Consider the following 16,577-nt stretch of genomic DNA (forward strand, 5'->3'; position numbering starts at 1 on the left):
TGCTGCGCAACCGGTGGTTTCGGCGCAGCAGCCGACCGGCGCTGTGCGTTCCGGCACGGCGCCGCCCGGCCCCCGTGCCGGGACGGGGGCCGGGCGGCCTCAGCGGACGGTGCCCACCAGGTGCGGGCGGCCGGTCCGGGCGTCGTGCAGGGCGAAGTCCCACCCCGGCACGGCGCTGAACGCCACCGTCGAGGGCAGCGGCACCGGCAGCTTGAACCCCACCTCGACCGTGTACGCCTCCGGCAGCCGGCTCTCCAGCGCGGCCAGGCAGCGGGCCTTGCTCCACATGCCGTGCGCGATCGGCCGGGGGAAACCGAACAGCCGCGCCCCCAGCCGGGAGGTGTGGATCGGGTTGTGGTCCCCGGACACCCGGGCGTAGTCCGTACCCACCCGGGGGGTGAGCCGCCAGTGCGCGGTGGCGGCCGGCGGCGCGGGCCGCTCACCCGGGTCGCGCCCGGCACCCCCGCCGGCCCCACGCTCCCGGCCCAGGTACGTCGACACCCCGCGCCACACCTCCGCACCGTCGACCGAGCCGACCAGGACGACGTCGACCTGCCGACCCCGGGCGTGCGGCCGCAGGTTCTCGGCGTACGCGACGAAGTCCCACGGCACGTCGGCCGGAACCGGCCGGTGGACGGTGATCCGGTTGCCCACGTGCACCACCCCGGCCAGCGGGAACGGGAACTCCGGCAGGGTCATCAACCGCAGCGCCAGCGGGAACCCCAGCACGTGCGGGTAGGTCGCCGGCAGCGTGTCGGCCAACCGGAAACCGCACACCCGGTCGTACTCCGCGAGGTGGGCCCGGTCCACGGTGACCCCGGCGACGGCCAGCTCGACCGGGGGCGCGGCGTCCGGCCGGCGGGCGCGGCCGATCCCGGGCAGCGCGTCGCGCAGCGCCCGCCGGCGGAGCGCACCCGGTCGGGGGAGCCCCGGCAGCACCACCCGGGGCCGCACCGCCGGCCCGCCGTGGTGGTCGCCCGACCGGTCCGTCAGGTCCTCGGTGCCGGCCGTGTCGGCTGTGGAGGTCAGGTCCCGGCCGGCGTACGCCGACAGGTCGTGGGTCTCGTCGACGCTGCGGTCCGGTCCCGGGCCGGCGGCGCGGGCGGCGGCCAGCGCGGCCGGTGAGATGACCTCGGTCGGCCCCTCGATCAGGTCGCCGACCGACAGTTCGCCGTCGCCCGACTCCTCGGGCCGGTTCCTGCGCCGTGCCATCACGCCCCCAGCAGACTCTGGCCGCAGACCCGGACCACGTTACCGCTGACCGCCACCGAGGCCGGCCACGCCAACCAGCCGATCGTCTCGGCGACGTCCACCGGCAGGCCGCCCTGGGCCAGGCTGTTCATCCGGCGACCCGCCTCCCGGATCACCAGCGGGATGCGGGCGGTCAGACGGGTCTCGATGAACCCGGGTGCGACCGCGTTGACGCTGATCCCCCGCCCGGCCAGCGCCGGGGCGAGCGCGTCGACCAGGCCGATCACCCCGGCCTTGCTGGTCGCGTAGTTGGTCTGCCCCCGGTTGCCGGCGATCCCGGCGATCGACGAGACGGCGACCAGCCGGCCCCCCTCGGGGATCAACCCCCGCTCCAGCAGCACGTCGTTGATCCGTTCCTGGCTGGAGAGGTTGACGTCGAGCACCGCGTCCCACCGGTCGGCGTCCATCCGACCCAGCGTCTTGTCGCGGGTGATGCCGGCGTTGTGCACCACCACGTCGACCCGGCCGTGCCGGTCGGCCAGGTGGTCGGCGAGCCGGGTGGGGGCGTCCGCGCCGGTCAGGTCGAGCTGTACGGCGGTGCCGCCGATCTCGTTGGCGACCGCCGCGAGGGCGTCGCCGGCCGCCGGGACGTCCAGCGCGACGACCTGCGCGCCGTCGCGGGCCAGCACCCGGGCTACCGCCGCGCCGATGCCCCGGGCCGCGCCGGTGACCAGCACGACCTGCCCGGCCAGCGGCCGGTCCCAGTCCGCCGGGACGGCGGCCGGCCCGGTGCCGACCCGGACCACCTGCCCCGAGACGTACGCCGACCGGCCGGAGAGCAGGAACCGCAGGGTCGCCTCCAGGCTGGTCGTGGTGCCGGCGTCCCCGTCCGGGGTGACGTACACCAGTTGGGCGGTGACACCGCGACCGAACTCCTTGCCGATGCTGCGGGTCAGCCCCTCCAGGGCCCGCTGCGCGGTGGCCTCCCGGGCCGGGCCGCACTCGGCCGGCGGGGTGCCCAGCACGATCACCCGACCGCTGGGCAGCACCGAGCGGGCCTGCGGGTGGAAGAAGTCGTAGAGCTGGCGCAGGCCGGTGGAGTCGGTGATGCCTGTGGCGTCGTAGACCAGGGCGCCGAACCGGGCGGGCGTCCCGCTCCCGGCCGGTGCGCCGCCGTTGCCGGCCCGCTCGTCCCGACCGGCCGGGTCGGCGGGTCCGTCGGCTGCGGCGGAGTCGTCGTGCCCGGCGGCGGGTGGGGTGGTGCCGGTTGCGGTGCGCACGTCGACCCCGGCGGCGGTGAGCAGGGCGGCGACCGGGTCGGCGAGCCGGCCGCCGGTGGCCGCGCCGAGCAGGACCGGGCCGGGCAGCAGCGGGTCGCCGGGGGTGTGCCGGCGCAGTCGGGGTGGGTCGGGCAGCCCGAGGCGCTTGACCAGCGCGCGGCCGGCCCCCGATTGGACGAAGCTCGCGTACCTGTCGGTCATAGGCGTAGCCTACTGGCCAGTAGGTTGTGGGCAAGTCCTGAAACGGAGGCGGGATCGTGCAGAGCATCCGGCGGGTCGCGGTCATCGGCGGCAACCGCATCCCCTTCGCCCGGTCCAACTCCCGCTACGCCAGCGCGTCCAACGCCGACCTGCTCGGCGCGGCGCTGGACGGGCTGGTCGCCCGGTTCGGGCTGGCCGGGCAGCGGGTCGGCGAGGTGGTGGCCGGGGCGGTGCTCAAGCACGCGAAGGACTTCAACCTGACCCGGGAGGTGGTGCTCGGCTCGAAGCTCGACCCGCACACCCCGGCGTACGACATCCAGCAGGCGTGCGGCACCGGCCTGGAGGCGGCCATCCTGGTCGCCAACAAGATCGCCCTCGGGCAGCTCGACGTGGGCATCGCCGGTGGGGTCGACACCACCTCCGACGCGCCGTTGGCGATCAACGAGGACATGCGCCGCACCCTGCTGAAGCTCAACAGTGCCAGGACCCTGGGCGAGCGGCTGAAAATCGCCGCGAAGCTCCGCCCGCACCAGCCGTTCCGGCCCGAACTGCCGCGCAACGCCGAGCCCCGCACCGGACTGTCCATGGGCGAGCACGCCGCCCGGACGGCGCTGCGCTGGCAGATCGACAGGCAGGCGCAGGACGAGCTGGCGCTGCGCTCGCACCAGCGCCTCGCCGCCGCGTACGAGCGGGGGTTCTTCGACGACCTGATGACGCCGTACCTGGGGCTGACCCGGGACCAGAACCTCCGGCCCGACACCAGCCTGGACAAGCTCGGCGCGCTCCGGCCGGTCTTCGGCACCCGGGGCCCGGACGCCGAGCAGGCCACCATGACCGCCGGCAACTCGTCCCCGCTGACCGACGGCGCGTCCACCGTGCTGCTCGCCTCCGAGCAGTGGGCGCGCGAGCACCAGTTGCCCGTGCTGGCCTGGTTCTCCTGGTCGGAGACGGCGGCGGTGGACTTCGTGCACGGCGACGAGGGGCTGCTGATGGCCCCCGCGTACGCGGTGCCCCGGATGCTGGACCGGGCCGGGCTGACCCTCCAGGACTTCGACTTCTACGAGCTCCACGAGGCGTTCGCGTCGCAGGTGCTGGCCACCCTGGCGGCCTGGGAGTCGCCGGAGTTCGGCAAGGACCGGTTGGGCCGGGACGCCCCGCTGGGCGCGATCGACCGGGACCGGCTCAACGTCACCGGCTCGTCGCTGGCCGCCGGGCACCCGTTCGCCGCCACCGGGGGCCGGATCGTGGCGACCCTGGCGAAGCTGCTCGCCGAGAAGGGCGGCGGTCGGGGGCTGATCTCGATCTGCGCGGCCGGCGGGCAGGGCGTCACCGCCATCCTGGAGCGCTGACCCCGGCGGCCCCCATCGGGGGACGAACCACCCAAAGTCTCACTTTTACGTGCTGACCTCCGCAGGATGAGGGCGCTACTCGTCCTGTTCTGGGAGGTTTGTGGTGAAACGCAGCCGTTGGCTTCTCGCCGTGCTCTCCAGCGCGGCCCTGGCCCTCATCCCCGGGGCCGCCCCGTCGGCCGGTACGCCGGGCAGCACGCCCCGGGCCGCCACGCTCGTCGACGACGCCTCCCGGGGGTCGGAGGGCAACCGCTCCGGCTCTCCGGGGGCGGACGGCGACCGCTCCGGCCACGGCGGGCAGCCCACCGCCCGCGCCGAGCACAGCCGACCCCGCACCCCGCAGCCGCCGCCCGACACACCGGGCCTGTGCCGGCCCGGCCTGCCGCCGGACGCCCCGCAGACCACCCGGTTCTACGACGACAACCGGCTGCTCGGGCCGGCCGTGCTGCCGACGGAGAGCCCGGTCGGCCCGCTGCTCGCCGGCTACCGGCGGTTCGGTGCGCAGACCGAAGCGCAGTGGATCGGCAACTACACGGTGAACGGGGCCGGCACGACGCTGGTCTTCCCGCCCGAGAACGGCTTCTTCCTCGGCCCCGACGGCAAACCGGTGAAGCAACGGCAGACCATGCTGCCCGGCTACCGGCTCGACCGGTTCGGCTTCACCGGTGGCAGCTTCCTGGCCCCGCTCGGCACCCCGTTCAGCTCCCGCTCCCTCGCCCCGCAGAGCCTGAACACCCCGCCCACCCCGCCGGCCACCACGCCCGCCGCGCCCCTGGCGAACTACCACACCTACTGCGTGCTGACGCCCTTCGACGTGGACTCCGGCCCGATCGCCCCCTGGTTCGCCCAACCCGGCATGGGCACCCAGTTCCAGCTCAACCCGGCGTACGTGCCGGAGGCCGGCAACCTGCTCACCGTGCAGTGGCTCCTCGACCACCACGTCATCGTCGAGGAGTATCTCGGGGGGAGCACCCCGCCGTGCGCGGCCGACACCGTGCCGCGTCAGAGTGGGCGGGGCGGCGGACCGCGTACCGCCCCGGTGTGCTGATCCGTCGCCGCCGCGACCCGGTCGGTTCCTGTCGTGCCCGGCCCGGCCGGCCTGTTGACGCACCCTGGAGGTCACCGTGGACCGGCACGAGCTGCGTAACGCCCTCTTCGCGACCGGGATCTCCCCGGACGCCTTCGAACTGGAGGGGGTACACGAGCACGTTCCCCTGCCACCCGACTTCTGGTTCCTCCGCCGCTCCGCCGACGGGCGGTGGGAGATCGGGGCGTACGAACGCGGGGTGTACGACGTCCGCCTGACCTGCGACACCGAGCAGGAGGCGTGCGCGGGGTTGTGGCGGGCGCTGACCGGTCGGCCCGAGGGTGCCGGCTGAGGTGGAGCGCGGGTCGGGTGCCGGTGCGACCGGTGGGTACGCCCCGGGCGGGGCCGCCGGCCCGGTCGAGGTCGTCGCGGCGTGGTGGCGGACAATGGGGTACGTGACGATCCCGAACGTGCTCGCCCACCGGTACGCCTCACCCGAACTGGTCGCCCTCTGGTCCCCGGAGGAGAAGGTGCGGATGGAGCGGCGGCTCTGGCTCGCCGTGCTCCGCGCCCAGCGGGACCTCGGCGTGGCGGTGCCCGACGGCGTGGTCGAGGCGTACGAGCGGGTGGTCGACCAGGTCGACCTGGCCTCGATCGCCGAGCGGGAGCGGGTCACCAGGCACGACGTGAAGGCCCGGATCGAGGAGTTCAGCGCGCTCGCCGGGCACGAGCACGTGCACAAGGGGATGACCTCCCGGGACCTCACCGAGAACGTCGAGCAGCTCCAGGTGCGCGCCTCGCTGGAGCTGATCCGCGACCGGGTGGTCGCCGCGCTGGCCCGGCTGGCCTGGCTCGCCCACGAGCACTCCGGCCTGGTGCTGACCGGCCGTTCGCACAACGTCGCCGCGCAGGCCACCACGCTGGGCAAGCGCTTCGCCTCGGCGGCGGAGGAACTGCTCATCGCGTACGAGCGGCTGGAGGACCTGATCGGCCGCTATCCGCTGCGCGGCATCAAGGGACCGGTGGGCACCGCCGCCGACCAGCTCGACCTCTTCGACGGCGACGCGGAGAAGGTCGCCGAGCTGGAGCGTCGGGTCGCCGGTCACCTCGGCTTCTCCCGGGTGCTGGACAGCGTCGGGCAGGTCTACCCGCGTTCGCTGGACTTCGACGTGCTCGCCGCGCTCGCGCAGGTGGCCGCCGCGCCGTCGTCGCTGGCGACCACGATCCGGCTGATGGTCGGTCAGGAGCTGGCGACCGAGGGCTTCAAGCCGGGCCAGGTGGGCTCCAGCGCGATGCCGCACAAGATGAACACCCGCTCGTCGGAGCGGGTGAACGGCTTCGCGGTGATCATCCGGGGTTATCTGTCGATGGTCGGCGAGCTGGCCGGCGACCAGTGGAACGAGGGGGACGTCTCCTGCTCGGTGGTCCGCCGGGTGGCCCTGCCGGACGCCTTCTTCGCCGCCGACGGGTTGTTCCAGACCTTCCTCACCGTGCTCGACGAGTTCGGGGCGTACCCGGCGGTGATCAGCCGGGAGCTGGAGCGCTTCCTGCCCTTCCTGGCCACCACCAGGATCCTGGTCGCGGCGGTGCGCCGGGGCGTCGGTCGGGAGGTCGCCCACGAGGTGATCAAGGAGCACGCGGTCGCCGTGGCCCTCGCGATGCGCGAGAAGGGCGCCCCCGACAACGACCTGTTCGACCGGCTGGCCGCCGACTCCCGCCTCGGCCTCACCCGCGGCGAGATCGACACCCTGGTCGCCGACCCGACGACCTTCACCGGCGCCGCCCAGGCTCAGGTGGACGCGATCACCCGCCGCATCACCACGGTCGTCACCACCCACCCCGAAGCCGCCACCTACTCCCCACCCCCCATCCTCTAACCGCCTCCGCCCCGCGCGTTCCCCCGCCCGCCCCGCCCACCCTTGCCCCGGTGATCAAGAGCTTTGCGTCACCAATGAAGATCAACCAGTCCCAAACCTCTTGATCACGCCCCGCAGGCGTGGCCGGGCGTCGGCTCGCCCCCGTGATCAAGAGGTTTGCGTCACCAATGAAGATCGAATTGGCGTAAAGCTCTTGATCACCGGAGCCGAGAGGGTGGGCGGAAGCCGGGTGGAGGCGGGTCAGGAGTCCCGGGTGGGGGTTTCGGCGGCGGAGGAGAGGTTGGGGGCGCTCGCCGGTTCGGCGATGCCACCGGGGGCCTCGGTGAACCCGGGGTCGTGTGCGGTCTCGGCGGCGACCAGGGGCTGGTCGTGCGGCATGACGTCGGGGACCTTGGGTACCACGATCACCGCCGTGCCGTAGGCGCAGATCTCCATCCACATCTCGCCGCAGTCCCGGCTGTCGAAGCGCATCCCCACCACGGCGTTGGCCCCGATACGCAGGGCCTCCTCGCCGAGCCGGGCCACCGAGTCGGTGCGCCAGCGGGTGAGGTTGTCCGGGGCCATCGGGTCGTACGCGCCACCGCGCAGGTTCTTGACCCCCTCGCGGTACGGGTTCCGGGTCCGCGCCATCGACGACACCACTTCGCCGAGGATCTGGCGGATCTCGTAGCCGGGCAGTTGATCCGTCGTCACGACCAGCACGGTTCCGATGCTGTCAGCAGCGGTACGGCGTCGAAGCGTGCCGTACGCACCTGGTCGGATGCTGCAAAACCAGGCGGCGCGGACGGCCGGCACGCGACCGGCCATCCGCACCGCCTGCGGTGGTAACCGTCAGACACCGGCCGTCGAGGTGATCCAGGCCCGGTTGTACGCGACGCTGCCGTAGTTCTGGATGCTCGACCCGTCGGCGGTGGAGGCGACCCCGACCTGCCGGCCGTTGTAGAACTGCGGGCCGCCCGAGTCGCCGCGCCACGCGTTGCCGTTGATCCGGGTGCTGCGGATCGCCTGCCCGCCGTACGCGTCGGTGGCGTTGGTGCTGGTCACCTGCACCGAGGCGGTCTTGAGCTGGCTGGACGCCCCGCAGCCGCTGTAGCAGGTCATGCCCCAGCCGTAGATGGTGTTGGTGGAGCCGACCGGCGGGTTGCTGCTGGCCAGGCTGACCGCGGTGGTGCTGACCGTGCTGGACAGCCGCAGCAGGGCGAGGTCGTTGCGGGTGTAGGAGGCGCTCACGGTGCGGGTGGTGCCGCCCGAGGCGTAGTAGACGCTGCCGACCCGGACGGACATGGTGCCGCTGACGCAGTGCCGGGCGGTGAGCACCCACTGGGCGGAGATGACGCTGCCGGAGCAGGTGAACGACCCGTTGCTGAAGACCGCGGCGGCCCAGGGGGCGGAGGAGACGGTGCTCCCGCCGATGATCGGCTGCGGGCCGGCCGGGGCGGCGGTGGCCCCGGAGGCGGCGACGAGGACACCGGCGAGGGCGGTGGTGAGCACCGCGAGCGTGGAGCGGAGACGCATCTGGGGGACTCCTTCGGGGGTGGGGCCCGGGGTGGCCGGGCGGGGTCGGGCGTCGGGGCGGGGGTGGCCCTTCGGGGACGCCGACCAGACATCGACGGTTGACGATAGAGGCTAGGGGGCGGTGAGCGGCTTCACAAGACCACCATCGAGATCAACCAATGTGACAGGAATGACCCGGATGTGCTCGTCCCTGTTTGTCGGATACCGGTCGCAAATCTGGCGTTGAGCCGCGTATTGCCTGCTCAGGTAGGGTGTGTCGGAGCGACGCGGCGACGATCGGCAACAAATCCGTATCAGAGCGGCAACGAACGGATCTCGACCACACGTCCCCGCGGGCGGTAATGTCGATCACTGCCTGAACTGCGCCCGGCCGGTGCGTCCGGACCGGAATCTGCCAGGTACGCTGGCTGCGCTCGCCCGTAGTGGGCCGGCACCCAACTGCGTACACAGTCAGGAGTGCCCAGTGCCTCGCGTCGTCGTCGACGTCATGCTCAAGCCCGAGATCCTCGATCCTCAGGGCCAGGCCGTCGCAAACGCGCTGCCGCGGCTCGGCGTCGGTGACGTCGCCTCCGTCCGCATCGGCAGGCGGATCGAGATCGAGTTCACCGGCGAACCGGACCTGGACCGGGCCCGGGAGATCGCCGACAAGCTGCTCGCCAACCCCGTCATCGAGGACTTCACGGTCCGGGTCGAGGCCGACGAGACCGCGGACGCGAACTCGTGACCGCCCGCGTCGGAGTGGTGACCTTCCCCGGCTCGTTGGACGACGGGGACGCCGCCCGCGCCGTGCGGATCGCCGGCGCGGAGCCGGTCCGGCTCTGGCACGGTGACCCCGAGCTGCACGGGGTGGACGCCGTCGTCCTCCCCGGTGGCTTCTCCTACGGCGACTACCTGCGCTGCGGGGCCATCGCCCGGTTCGCCCCGGTGATGGAGACCCTGGTCGACGCCGCCCGGGGCGGCCTGCCGGTGCTCGGCATCTGCAACGGCTTCCAGATCCTCTGCGAGGCCCACCTGCTGCCCGGCGCGCTCACCCGCAACCAGCACCTGCACTTCCGCAACCGCGACCAGGTCCTGCGCATCGAGTCGGTCGGCACCGCCTGGACGAACACCTTCCAGCCCGGCCAGGAGATCCTCATCCCGGTCAAGAACGGCGAGGGCTGCTACGTGGCCGATACCGCCACCCTCGACGCGCTGGAGGCCGAGGGGCGGATCGTCGCCCGCTACGTCGGCGGCAACCCCAACGGCTCGCAGCGGGACATCGCCGCGATCACCAACGCCGCCGGCAACGTGGTCGGCATCATGCCCCACCCCGAGCACGCGGTCGAGGCGCTCACCGGCCCCTCCCTGGACGGCCTCGGCTTCTTCACCTCGGTGCTCAAGCACCTGGTGGGGACACCGGCGTGACGGTGCTCGGCGGCAACATCGGTCGGCTCCACCGCCCCACCGGCGGGTACGAGCGCAGCGAGGAGAGGTCATGACCACCCACCAGGACCCGGCCGTTCGGGCAGCCGCGGGCGTCGCCCCGGCGGAACCGCACGCGGCTGTCGCGCCGCCGGCCGACGCCGGCCGGCACAGCGGTCCGACGCCGGCCACCGACTGGGCCGACGGCGTGGACACCGTGCAGCGGGCCGCCGGCACCGGCGACGAACTCCAGCCGTACGCCGAGCTGGGCCTGCGCGACGACGAGTACGACCGGATCCGGCACATCCTCGGCCGCCGCCCCACCCAGGCCGAGCTGGCCATGTACTCGATCATGTGGAGCGAGCACTGCTCCTACAAGTCGAGCAAGGTGCACCTGCGCCAGTTCGGCGAGAAGGCCCCGCCCAGCGACCGGCTGCTCGCCGGCATCGGGGAGAACGCGGGCGTCGTCCGGGTCTCCGACACGCTTGCCGTCACCTTCAAGGTCGAGTCGCACAACCACCCGAGCTTCGTCGAGCCCTACCAGGGCGCGGCGACCGGCGTCGGTGGCATCGTCCGGGACATCCTCGCGATGGGCGCCCGCCCGGTCGCGGTGATGGACCCGCTGCGGTTCGGTGCCGCCGACCACCCCGACACCGCCCGGGTGCTGCCCGGCGTGGTGGCCGGCGTCGGCGGCTACGGCAACTGCCTCGGCCTGCCCAACATCGGCGGTGAGCTGGTCTTCGACCCGTGCTACCAGGGCAACCCGCTGCTCAACGCGCTCTGCCTCGGCGTGCTGCCGGTCGACCGGTTGCAGAAGAAGGACGCCGCCGGCCCCGGCAACGTCGTGGTGCTGCTCGGCGCGAAGACCGGCCGGGACGGCATCGGCGGCGTGTCGGTGCTGGCCAGCGCCACCTTCGACGAGGGCAGCGAACAGCGCCGCCCGTCGGTGCAGGTCGGTGACCCGTTCATCGAGAAGCTGCTGATCGAGGCGTGCCTGGAGCTGTACGACGCCGAGCTGGTCGTCGGCATCCAGGATCTCGGCGGCGCGGGCCTGACCTGCGCGCTCACCGAGACCGCCGCGTCCGCCGGCACCGGGATGCGGGTCTGGCTGGAGCGGGTCCCGCTGCGCGAGCCGTCGATGGAGCCGCACGAGATCCTGGCCAGCGAGTCCCAGGAGCGGATGCTGCTGGTGGTCACCCCGGACAAGCTGGAGGCGGTGCTCAAGACCGCCGAGAAGTGGGGCGTGCTGGCCACCGCGATCGGTGAGGTCACCCCGCCCGCGCCCGACGGCCGGCCGGGCCGGCTGCTGGTCACCTGGAACGACCACGTGGTGGTCGACGTGCCGCCGGGCTCGCTGGTCGACGACGGCCCCGTCTACGCCCGCCCGATGCGGGAGCCGGCCGACCTGATCCTGCTCCAGGCCGACCGGGCCGAGACGCTGCCCCGGCCGAGCAACCCGGACGCGCTGCGGGAGACCCTGCTGCGCATGATCGCCTCGCCGAACCTGGCCGACAAGACCTGGGTCACCGAGCAGTACGACAGGTACGTGCTGGGCAACACCGTGCTGGCCCAGCCGGAGGACTCCGGCGTGATCCGGATCGACGAGAGCACCGGCCTCGGGGTCGCCCTCTCCGTCGACGGCAACGGCCGGTACGCCCGCCTCGACCCCTACCAGGGGACGAAGCTGGCGCTCGCCGAGGCGTACCGGAACGTGGCGGTGACCGGCGCGAAGCCGATCGCCGTGACCAACTGCCTCAACTTCGGCTCCCCGGAGGACCCGGGCGTGATGTGGCAGTTCGCCGAGGCCGTCCGGGGCCTGGCGGACGGCTGCCTGGAACTGGGCATCCCGGTGACCGGTGGCAACGTCAGCTTCTACAACCAGACCGGTGCCGCCGCCATCCACCCGACCCCGGTGGTCGGCGTGCTGGGCGTGCTGGACAACGTGGCCGACCGGGTGCCGATGGGCTTCGTCCCCCGGGCCAACGGCGACCACGACCAGGTCTACCTGCTCGGCGACACGCACGTGGAGCTGTCCGGCTCGGAGTGGGCCTGGGTGACGCACGAGCACCTCGGCGGCATGCCGCCGCAGGTCGACCTGGGCCGGGAGCGTCAGCTCGCCGAGCTGATGGCCGAGGCGGCCCGGGTGGGTCACCTCAGCTCCGCGCACGACCTGTCCGACGGCGGCCTGGCCCAGAGCCTGGTCGAGTCGAGCCTGCGTCGGGGCGTCGGGGTCCGGATCGGCGTGCCGGAGCGGTTCGCCGACGGTTCGCTGCCGTTCGTCTTCCTGTTCAGCGAGTCCGCCGGCCGGGCGCTGGTGACCGTGCCCCGGGGGCACGAGAAGGCGTTCACCGCCCTCTGCGACGAGCGGGGCGTGCCGTGGGAGCAGATCGGCGTGACCGACCCGGCGGGCGGCGCTCTGGACGTGCACGGCCAGTTCCGGATCGGTCTGGACGAGCTGCGGGCCGCGTACACCGCGACCCTGCCCCGGCTCTTCGGCGGGCCGGAGGCGGCCCAGGTGCAGGTCGAGGCGGTCCGGACGGGCACCACCACGATCGCGCCGGCCACCGCCACGCAGCCGGTCGACGTGCCGCAACGGCAGCAGCCGGCGGACGCGGACGACCCGGCCGCCGAGGCGGTGGCCGCCCCGACGACCGGTGCCCCGGTGTCGGGTGGGCCCACGTCGACGGGCCCGGTGCCAGACGACCCGGAGGCCCGCGCCAGCGCGTCGGACGACTCCGCGGGCTCCACGCCGGCACCGGACGCCCCGGCGGCGACCGCGCCGACGTCGGACGCCCCCGCCGGGCCGGCCGACGTGCCGGCGACCGGGCCCGCTCCGCAGGCCGACGCGGCGACCTCCGACACCGGCGAGGGTGACGGGCAGCGCCCGACGCCCGATCAGCGCTGAGGCGGTGGCCTCGGCCGTCCACGTCCAACCCGGATCGGGTGCCCGCTTCGACTGGGGGCTGACCGGGGCGGCGGAACTCGGCCGGGTCTGTGCCGTACTGGTGGTGGTGGACGTGCTCTCGTTCACCACCGCCGTCGAGGTCGCGGTCGCCCGGGGGGTGCGGGTCCACCCGTTCCCCTGGGGCGAGCAGGCGGCCGACTACGCGGTACGCGTCGGCGCGGTGGCGGCGGTGGGTCGTCGGCAGACCACCACCGCGCATCCGTGGTCGCTGTCCCCGGCGGCCCTGGCCAGCGCGCCCGTCGTCGCCGACCTGGTGCTGCCGTCGCCGAACGGCTCCGCGATCAGCGCCGCCGCCAGCGCCACCGGCCGGCCGGTGGTCGCGGCCTGCCTGCGCAACGCCCGCGCCGTCGGGCGGTGGCTGCACCACCGGGGGTACGGCACGACGGACGCCCCGGTCGGGGTGATCGCCGCCGGTGAACGCTGGCCGGACGGCACCCTGCGCCCCTCGGTGGAGGACCTGCTGGGCGCGGCGAGTGTGCTGGATGCCGTCTCCGGGGTGCCCGGTGGGCTGTCCGTGGAGGCGGCGATGGCGCTCGCCGCCCTGGCCAGCACCCCGGACGTGCCGGCGGCGGTACGCGGCTGCGTCTCCGGCCGGGAGCTGATCGAGAGCGGCTTCGCCGGGGACGTCGAGGCGGCCGTCCAGCGGGACGTCTCGACCGTGGTGCCGGTCCTCCGCCAGGGCGTCTTCTCAGCCGGCTGACCCGGCCCGCGACGACCGACCCGACCCTGCCTGCACGGACCCGTGCCGACCTGACCCGTCCCGCGACGACCGTGGGCCGCCCCGATGCGCGTCGGGGCGGCCCACGGTCGTTCACTGTCGCCGGTGCGGGTCAGTCGTCCAGCCAGTCGAGGCGGCGTCCGCCACGCTCCGGGGGCGGGCCGTCCGGCCGGCCCCGACCGGACGGGGGCTGGTCGCGGCCGGGCTGACCCTGCTCGCCGTAGTAGCCACCCTGCTGGTCGTAGCCCTGCTGGTCGTAGCCGCCGGTGCGCTGCTGCGGAGGTTCCTGGCCGTAGCCGCCCTGCGGCTGCTCACCGCCGTAGCCACCGGACTGGCCGTAGCCGCCCTGCGGGGAGCCGTAGCCACCGGGCTGCTGGTCGTACCCGCCGCCGCGCTGGTCGTAGCCGCCCGGCTGGTCGTACCCGCCCTGGTGGGCACCACCCCGCTGGTCGTAGCCGCCGCCGCGCTGGTCGTAGCCGCTCTGGTGGGCACCTGCCGGCTGGTCGTATCCGGCCTGCTGGTCGTAGCCACCGTGCTGGCCGCCCTGGTGGGCACCGGTCGGCTGGTCGTAGCCGCCGCGCTGGCCGCCGCCGTAACCCTGGGCCGGGCCGGCGTCGTACCCGGCCTGCTGGCCGTAGCCACCGCCGGCGTAACCACCTGTCGGCTCGGCACCCCGGCCGTAGCCGCCCTGCTCGGACTGGCCGTAGCCGCCCGCGCCCGGCTGGCCGTACGCGTCCGGCTCCGGCTGGTAGGTGCTCGTCGGGTACGGGTCGGCAGCCGGCGCGTACGAGGTGCTGTCGCCGGTGTACCGGCCGGTGGGCTCGTCGTAGCGCTGGTCGCCGCCGTAGCCGCCGGCCTGCTCCTGCGCCGGGTAGCCGGCACCGGCCGTCGCGCCGTAGTCCCGACCGCCGTATCCGCCGCCGGAGGCGGGCGCGTTGCCGTAGCCGCCGCCCGAGGCGGGGGCGTTGCCGTAGCCACCCCCGGAGGCGGGCGCGTTGTCGTAGCCGCCGCCCGAGGCGGGCGCGGCACCGTAGCCACCCCCGGAGGACGGCGCGTTGCCGTAGCCACCGCCGGCCGGGTTCGCCGCGCCGTACGCGCCTGCGGCGGCACCCGCCGCTCCGGCCGCGCCGTAGCCGCCGCCGGAGGCGGGTGCGGCACCGTAGCCGCCCGGCTGGCCGCCGTAGCCACCCTGGCCGCCGGGCTCGTCGGCGTAGCCGCCGGCGCCGGCCCAGTTGTCCTGCGGTGCGCCGTAGGGCTGCGGTGGCGCACCGTACGGGTCCGGCGGGACGTCGTCGACGACAGGTCGTTGCAACATCGTCGGCGCGTCGCTCAGCGCGGAACTGCCGACCATCGTCGGGTCGGGGCCGGCACCGACCCGGTTGACCACCCGGGTCTGGTCGTCGGTGCCGCGTGGGCTCCGGGGGCCGGGGACGTCACCGGCCGCGGCGGCGCCGGCCGGTCCGTTCCCGTCGTCGTCGGCGTTCTTGCGGCGGATCCAGAGCAGCACGATGGTGCCGACGCCGGCCGCCACCAGCAGACCGCCGAGCAGGATGATCAGGAAGGAGCCGAACCCGCTGTCGTCGTCCTGCGACGCGGCCTGCTGCTGCCCGCCGGTCGGTTCGGTCGTCTCCTCGGTGGTCTCCTCGGTCGTCTCCTCCGAGGGGGTCGGCTCGACGGAGGTCGACGGGGTGGCGCTCGGGCTCACCTCGACCTTCAACGCCAGGCTGATCCGCTGGTTGCTCAGGCTCTGCCCGGCCCCCGCGCTGATCGGCTTGGTGGCGACGACGCCGTCCTTGCTGGCCCCGAGCACCATCGAGCCGGGCGCGATCGGGTTGGAGCTAGACCCGGTGATCCGGAAGTTGCCGCTGCCGTCGCTGGTGGTGTTGAACTGCTTGCCGGTCGAGTCCTCCAGCCCCACCACCGCGTTGGGCACCGCGTCGCCGGTGGCCGCCACGACCACCTTGCCGGAGATCGACTTGACAGTCGGCTTGTCCTGCGGCGCGGTGGTCTGCGGCGCGGCCTTGGCCACCAGGGTCACGGTCGTGCTGGCCGAGTTCTCGGCGCCGTTGGCGTCGACGGCCTTCACGGTGATCGTGGCGGAGCCGTTCGAGGCGTCGTCGGCGAGGGCGAAGCTGGCGCTGGAGCCGCCGCTCTGGTCGACCTTGTTGCGACTGCAACCGTCGACGCAGCGGAGCTTGCCGTTGCTGGAGGTGACGGAGACGTCGACCGGGGAGCCGTCACCCACGGTGAGCGAGTAGTTGACCCGCGTGGTCTTCCCGGCCTCGACGGAGCTCGGGGACGCCGACACGTTGTTGACGCTCGGAGCGGCGAAAGCGGGTGTGGCGGGGACGGTGAGCAGGGCGCCGGCCACCAGCGCTACGACCACACCGGCCCGCTGCGTCCAGGCACGTCGGTGTGTTGACACGTCCACCGCCTTCCGGTCTGACCTCCCCGGCGGGGGCCGGGGATCATCACGGTACGAATACGCCGTCGGCAACTATGCCTTGTCTGACCGGATCGGCGCGACCCAGGGGCCAGCGTGGCGCTCGGCGGCCCCGGGTCGTATCGTCCCGTCGTGTCCTCTCCGCACATTAAGTCCGCCGTGGTGCTGGCGGCGCTGACGGCGCTCGATGAGGGGCGTACGCCCGAACGGCAGGTGTACCGCGAGGCGGTCCGTACCCTTCTGACCGCCCTCGCGGAGCGTGCCCCCGGCCGATCGGTGGAGGTGCGTGTCCCACCTTACGGTGCAGTTCAGTGCGTCCCGGGGCCCCGACACACCCGCGGCACCCCGCCGAACGTGGTGGAGATGACGCCGGACACCTGGCTGGCGCTGGCCACCGGACGGCTGTCGTGGGCGCGGGCGGTCACGGACGGTCGCGTACAGGTGAGTGGAAACCGGGCGGATCTCGCCGACCATCTGCCGCTCTAGCTGCACCGTTCCGCCCGAAGGGGTGACGGGGTGGAGGCGGATCGTGACTTTCTGTATCGACTCGTGTTCGCGTACACTGTCAGGCGACGACAGTGGTCCAGGGCCGAAAGGCGCGGAGCAGCCC

At 73.8% G+C, this 16,577-nt stretch carries 14 protein-coding genes; 9 read left to right on the forward strand and 5 right to left on the reverse strand.

Features of this window, described 5'->3' with window-relative positions; genetic code table 11:
- Positions 1-99 precede the first annotated feature (99 nt).
- Together B5D80_RS01610 and B5D80_RS01615 are read right to left on the reverse strand one after the other, a co-directional pair.
- Entirely contained in the window at positions 100-1,212 is a 1,113-nt protein-coding gene (locus B5D80_RS01610) for a MaoC/PaaZ C-terminal domain-containing protein (protein WP_088642080.1), read from the reverse strand.
- Positions 1,212-2,672 carry a 3-oxoacyl-ACP reductase gene (locus B5D80_RS01615; protein WP_088641945.1) on the reverse strand — a complete coding sequence of 487 codons (1,461 nt, stop codon included), beginning with the start codon at positions 2,670-2,672 and terminating at the stop codon, positions 1,212-1,214. The genes B5D80_RS01610 and B5D80_RS01615 overlap by 1 nt, the downstream gene beginning before the upstream one ends.
- 56 nt (positions 2,673-2,728) lie before the next feature.
- Between B5D80_RS01615 and B5D80_RS01620 the strand changes: the two genes are divergently transcribed.
- The 4 genes from B5D80_RS01620 to purB all read left to right on the forward strand — a co-directional run bounded on the left by B5D80_RS01620 (position 2,729) and on the right by purB (position 6,925).
- The gene (locus B5D80_RS01620) at positions 2,729-4,021 is read left to right on the forward strand and encodes an acetyl-CoA C-acetyltransferase (protein WP_088641946.1); all 1,293 of its coding nucleotides are present in this window, start codon (positions 2,729-2,731) and stop codon (positions 4,019-4,021) included.
- A 103-nt stretch (positions 4,022-4,124) separates the two neighbouring features.
- Entirely contained in the window at positions 4,125-5,069 is a 945-nt protein-coding gene (locus tag B5D80_RS01625; RefSeq protein ID WP_144081536.1) for a TNT domain-containing protein, read from the forward strand.
- Between the two features lie 76 nt (positions 5,070-5,145).
- Positions 5,146-5,400 carry a hypothetical protein gene (locus B5D80_RS01630; RefSeq protein WP_088641948.1) on the forward strand — a complete coding sequence of 85 codons (255 nt, stop codon included), beginning with the start codon at positions 5,146-5,148 and terminating at the stop codon, positions 5,398-5,400.
- 94 nt (positions 5,401-5,494) lie between these two features.
- Positions 5,495-6,925 (forward strand): adenylosuccinate lyase, encoded by a 1,431-nt coding sequence (gene purB, locus B5D80_RS01635; RefSeq protein WP_088642081.1) that lies wholly within the window; start codon positions 5,495-5,497, stop codon positions 6,923-6,925.
- Positions 6,926-7,165: 240 nt separating this feature from the next.
- Here the strand turns inward: purB and B5D80_RS01640 are convergent, their stop codons facing one another.
- Both B5D80_RS01640 and B5D80_RS01645 read right to left on the reverse strand, forming a co-directional pair.
- Positions 7,166-7,732: a YbjQ family protein gene (locus B5D80_RS01640; protein WP_088641949.1), complete on the reverse strand. Its 567-nt coding sequence runs from the start codon at positions 7,730-7,732 to the stop codon at positions 7,166-7,168.
- Between the two features lie 24 nt (positions 7,733-7,756).
- Positions 7,757-8,440 (reverse strand): S1 family peptidase, encoded by a 684-nt coding sequence (locus B5D80_RS01645; protein ID WP_088641950.1) that lies wholly within the window; start codon positions 8,438-8,440, stop codon positions 7,757-7,759.
- A 463-nt stretch (positions 8,441-8,903) separates the two neighbouring features.
- Here B5D80_RS01645 and purS point away from each other — a divergent pair, with 463 nt between their 5' ends.
- From purS to B5D80_RS01665, 4 genes are all read left to right on the forward strand, one after another.
- Entirely contained in the window at positions 8,904-9,164 is a 261-nt protein-coding gene (gene purS / locus B5D80_RS01650) for a phosphoribosylformylglycinamidine synthase subunit PurS (protein WP_088641951.1), read from the forward strand.
- The gene (gene purQ, locus B5D80_RS01655) at positions 9,161-9,844 is read left to right on the forward strand and encodes a phosphoribosylformylglycinamidine synthase subunit PurQ (RefSeq protein WP_088641952.1); all 684 of its coding nucleotides are present in this window, start codon (positions 9,161-9,163) and stop codon (positions 9,842-9,844) included. The genes purS and purQ overlap by 4 nt, the downstream gene beginning before the upstream one ends.
- A 70-nt stretch (positions 9,845-9,914) precedes the next feature.
- Positions 9,915-12,746: a phosphoribosylformylglycinamidine synthase subunit PurL gene (gene purL / locus B5D80_RS01660; RefSeq protein WP_088641953.1), complete on the forward strand. Its 2,832-nt coding sequence runs from the start codon at positions 9,915-9,917 to the stop codon at positions 12,744-12,746.
- A gap of 4 nt (positions 12,747-12,750) precedes the next feature.
- The gene (locus tag B5D80_RS01665; RefSeq protein ID WP_088642082.1) at positions 12,751-13,506 is read left to right on the forward strand and encodes a 2-phosphosulfolactate phosphatase; all 756 of its coding nucleotides are present in this window, start codon (positions 12,751-12,753) and stop codon (positions 13,504-13,506) included.
- A 130-nt stretch (positions 13,507-13,636) separates the two neighbouring features.
- Here the strand turns inward: B5D80_RS01665 and B5D80_RS01670 are convergent, their stop codons facing one another.
- Positions 13,637-15,949, reverse strand: coding sequence for a carboxypeptidase-like regulatory domain-containing protein (locus B5D80_RS01670; protein WP_088642083.1), 2,313 nt, complete (start codon positions 15,947-15,949; stop codon positions 13,637-13,639).
- Positions 15,950-16,129: 180 nt separating this feature from the next.
- Here B5D80_RS01670 and B5D80_RS01675 point away from each other — a divergent pair, with 180 nt between their 5' ends.
- On the forward strand, positions 16,130-16,453 hold the full coding sequence (locus B5D80_RS01675; protein ID WP_425437145.1) for a sterol carrier family protein: 324 nt from the start codon (positions 16,130-16,132) through the stop codon (positions 16,451-16,453).
- The last annotated feature ends 124 nt before the right edge of the window (positions 16,454-16,577 follow it).

This window comes from Micromonospora wenchangensis (assembly GCF_002210435.1).
Classification (GTDB): Bacteria; Actinomycetota; Actinomycetes; order Mycobacteriales; family Micromonosporaceae; genus Micromonospora; species Micromonospora wenchangensis.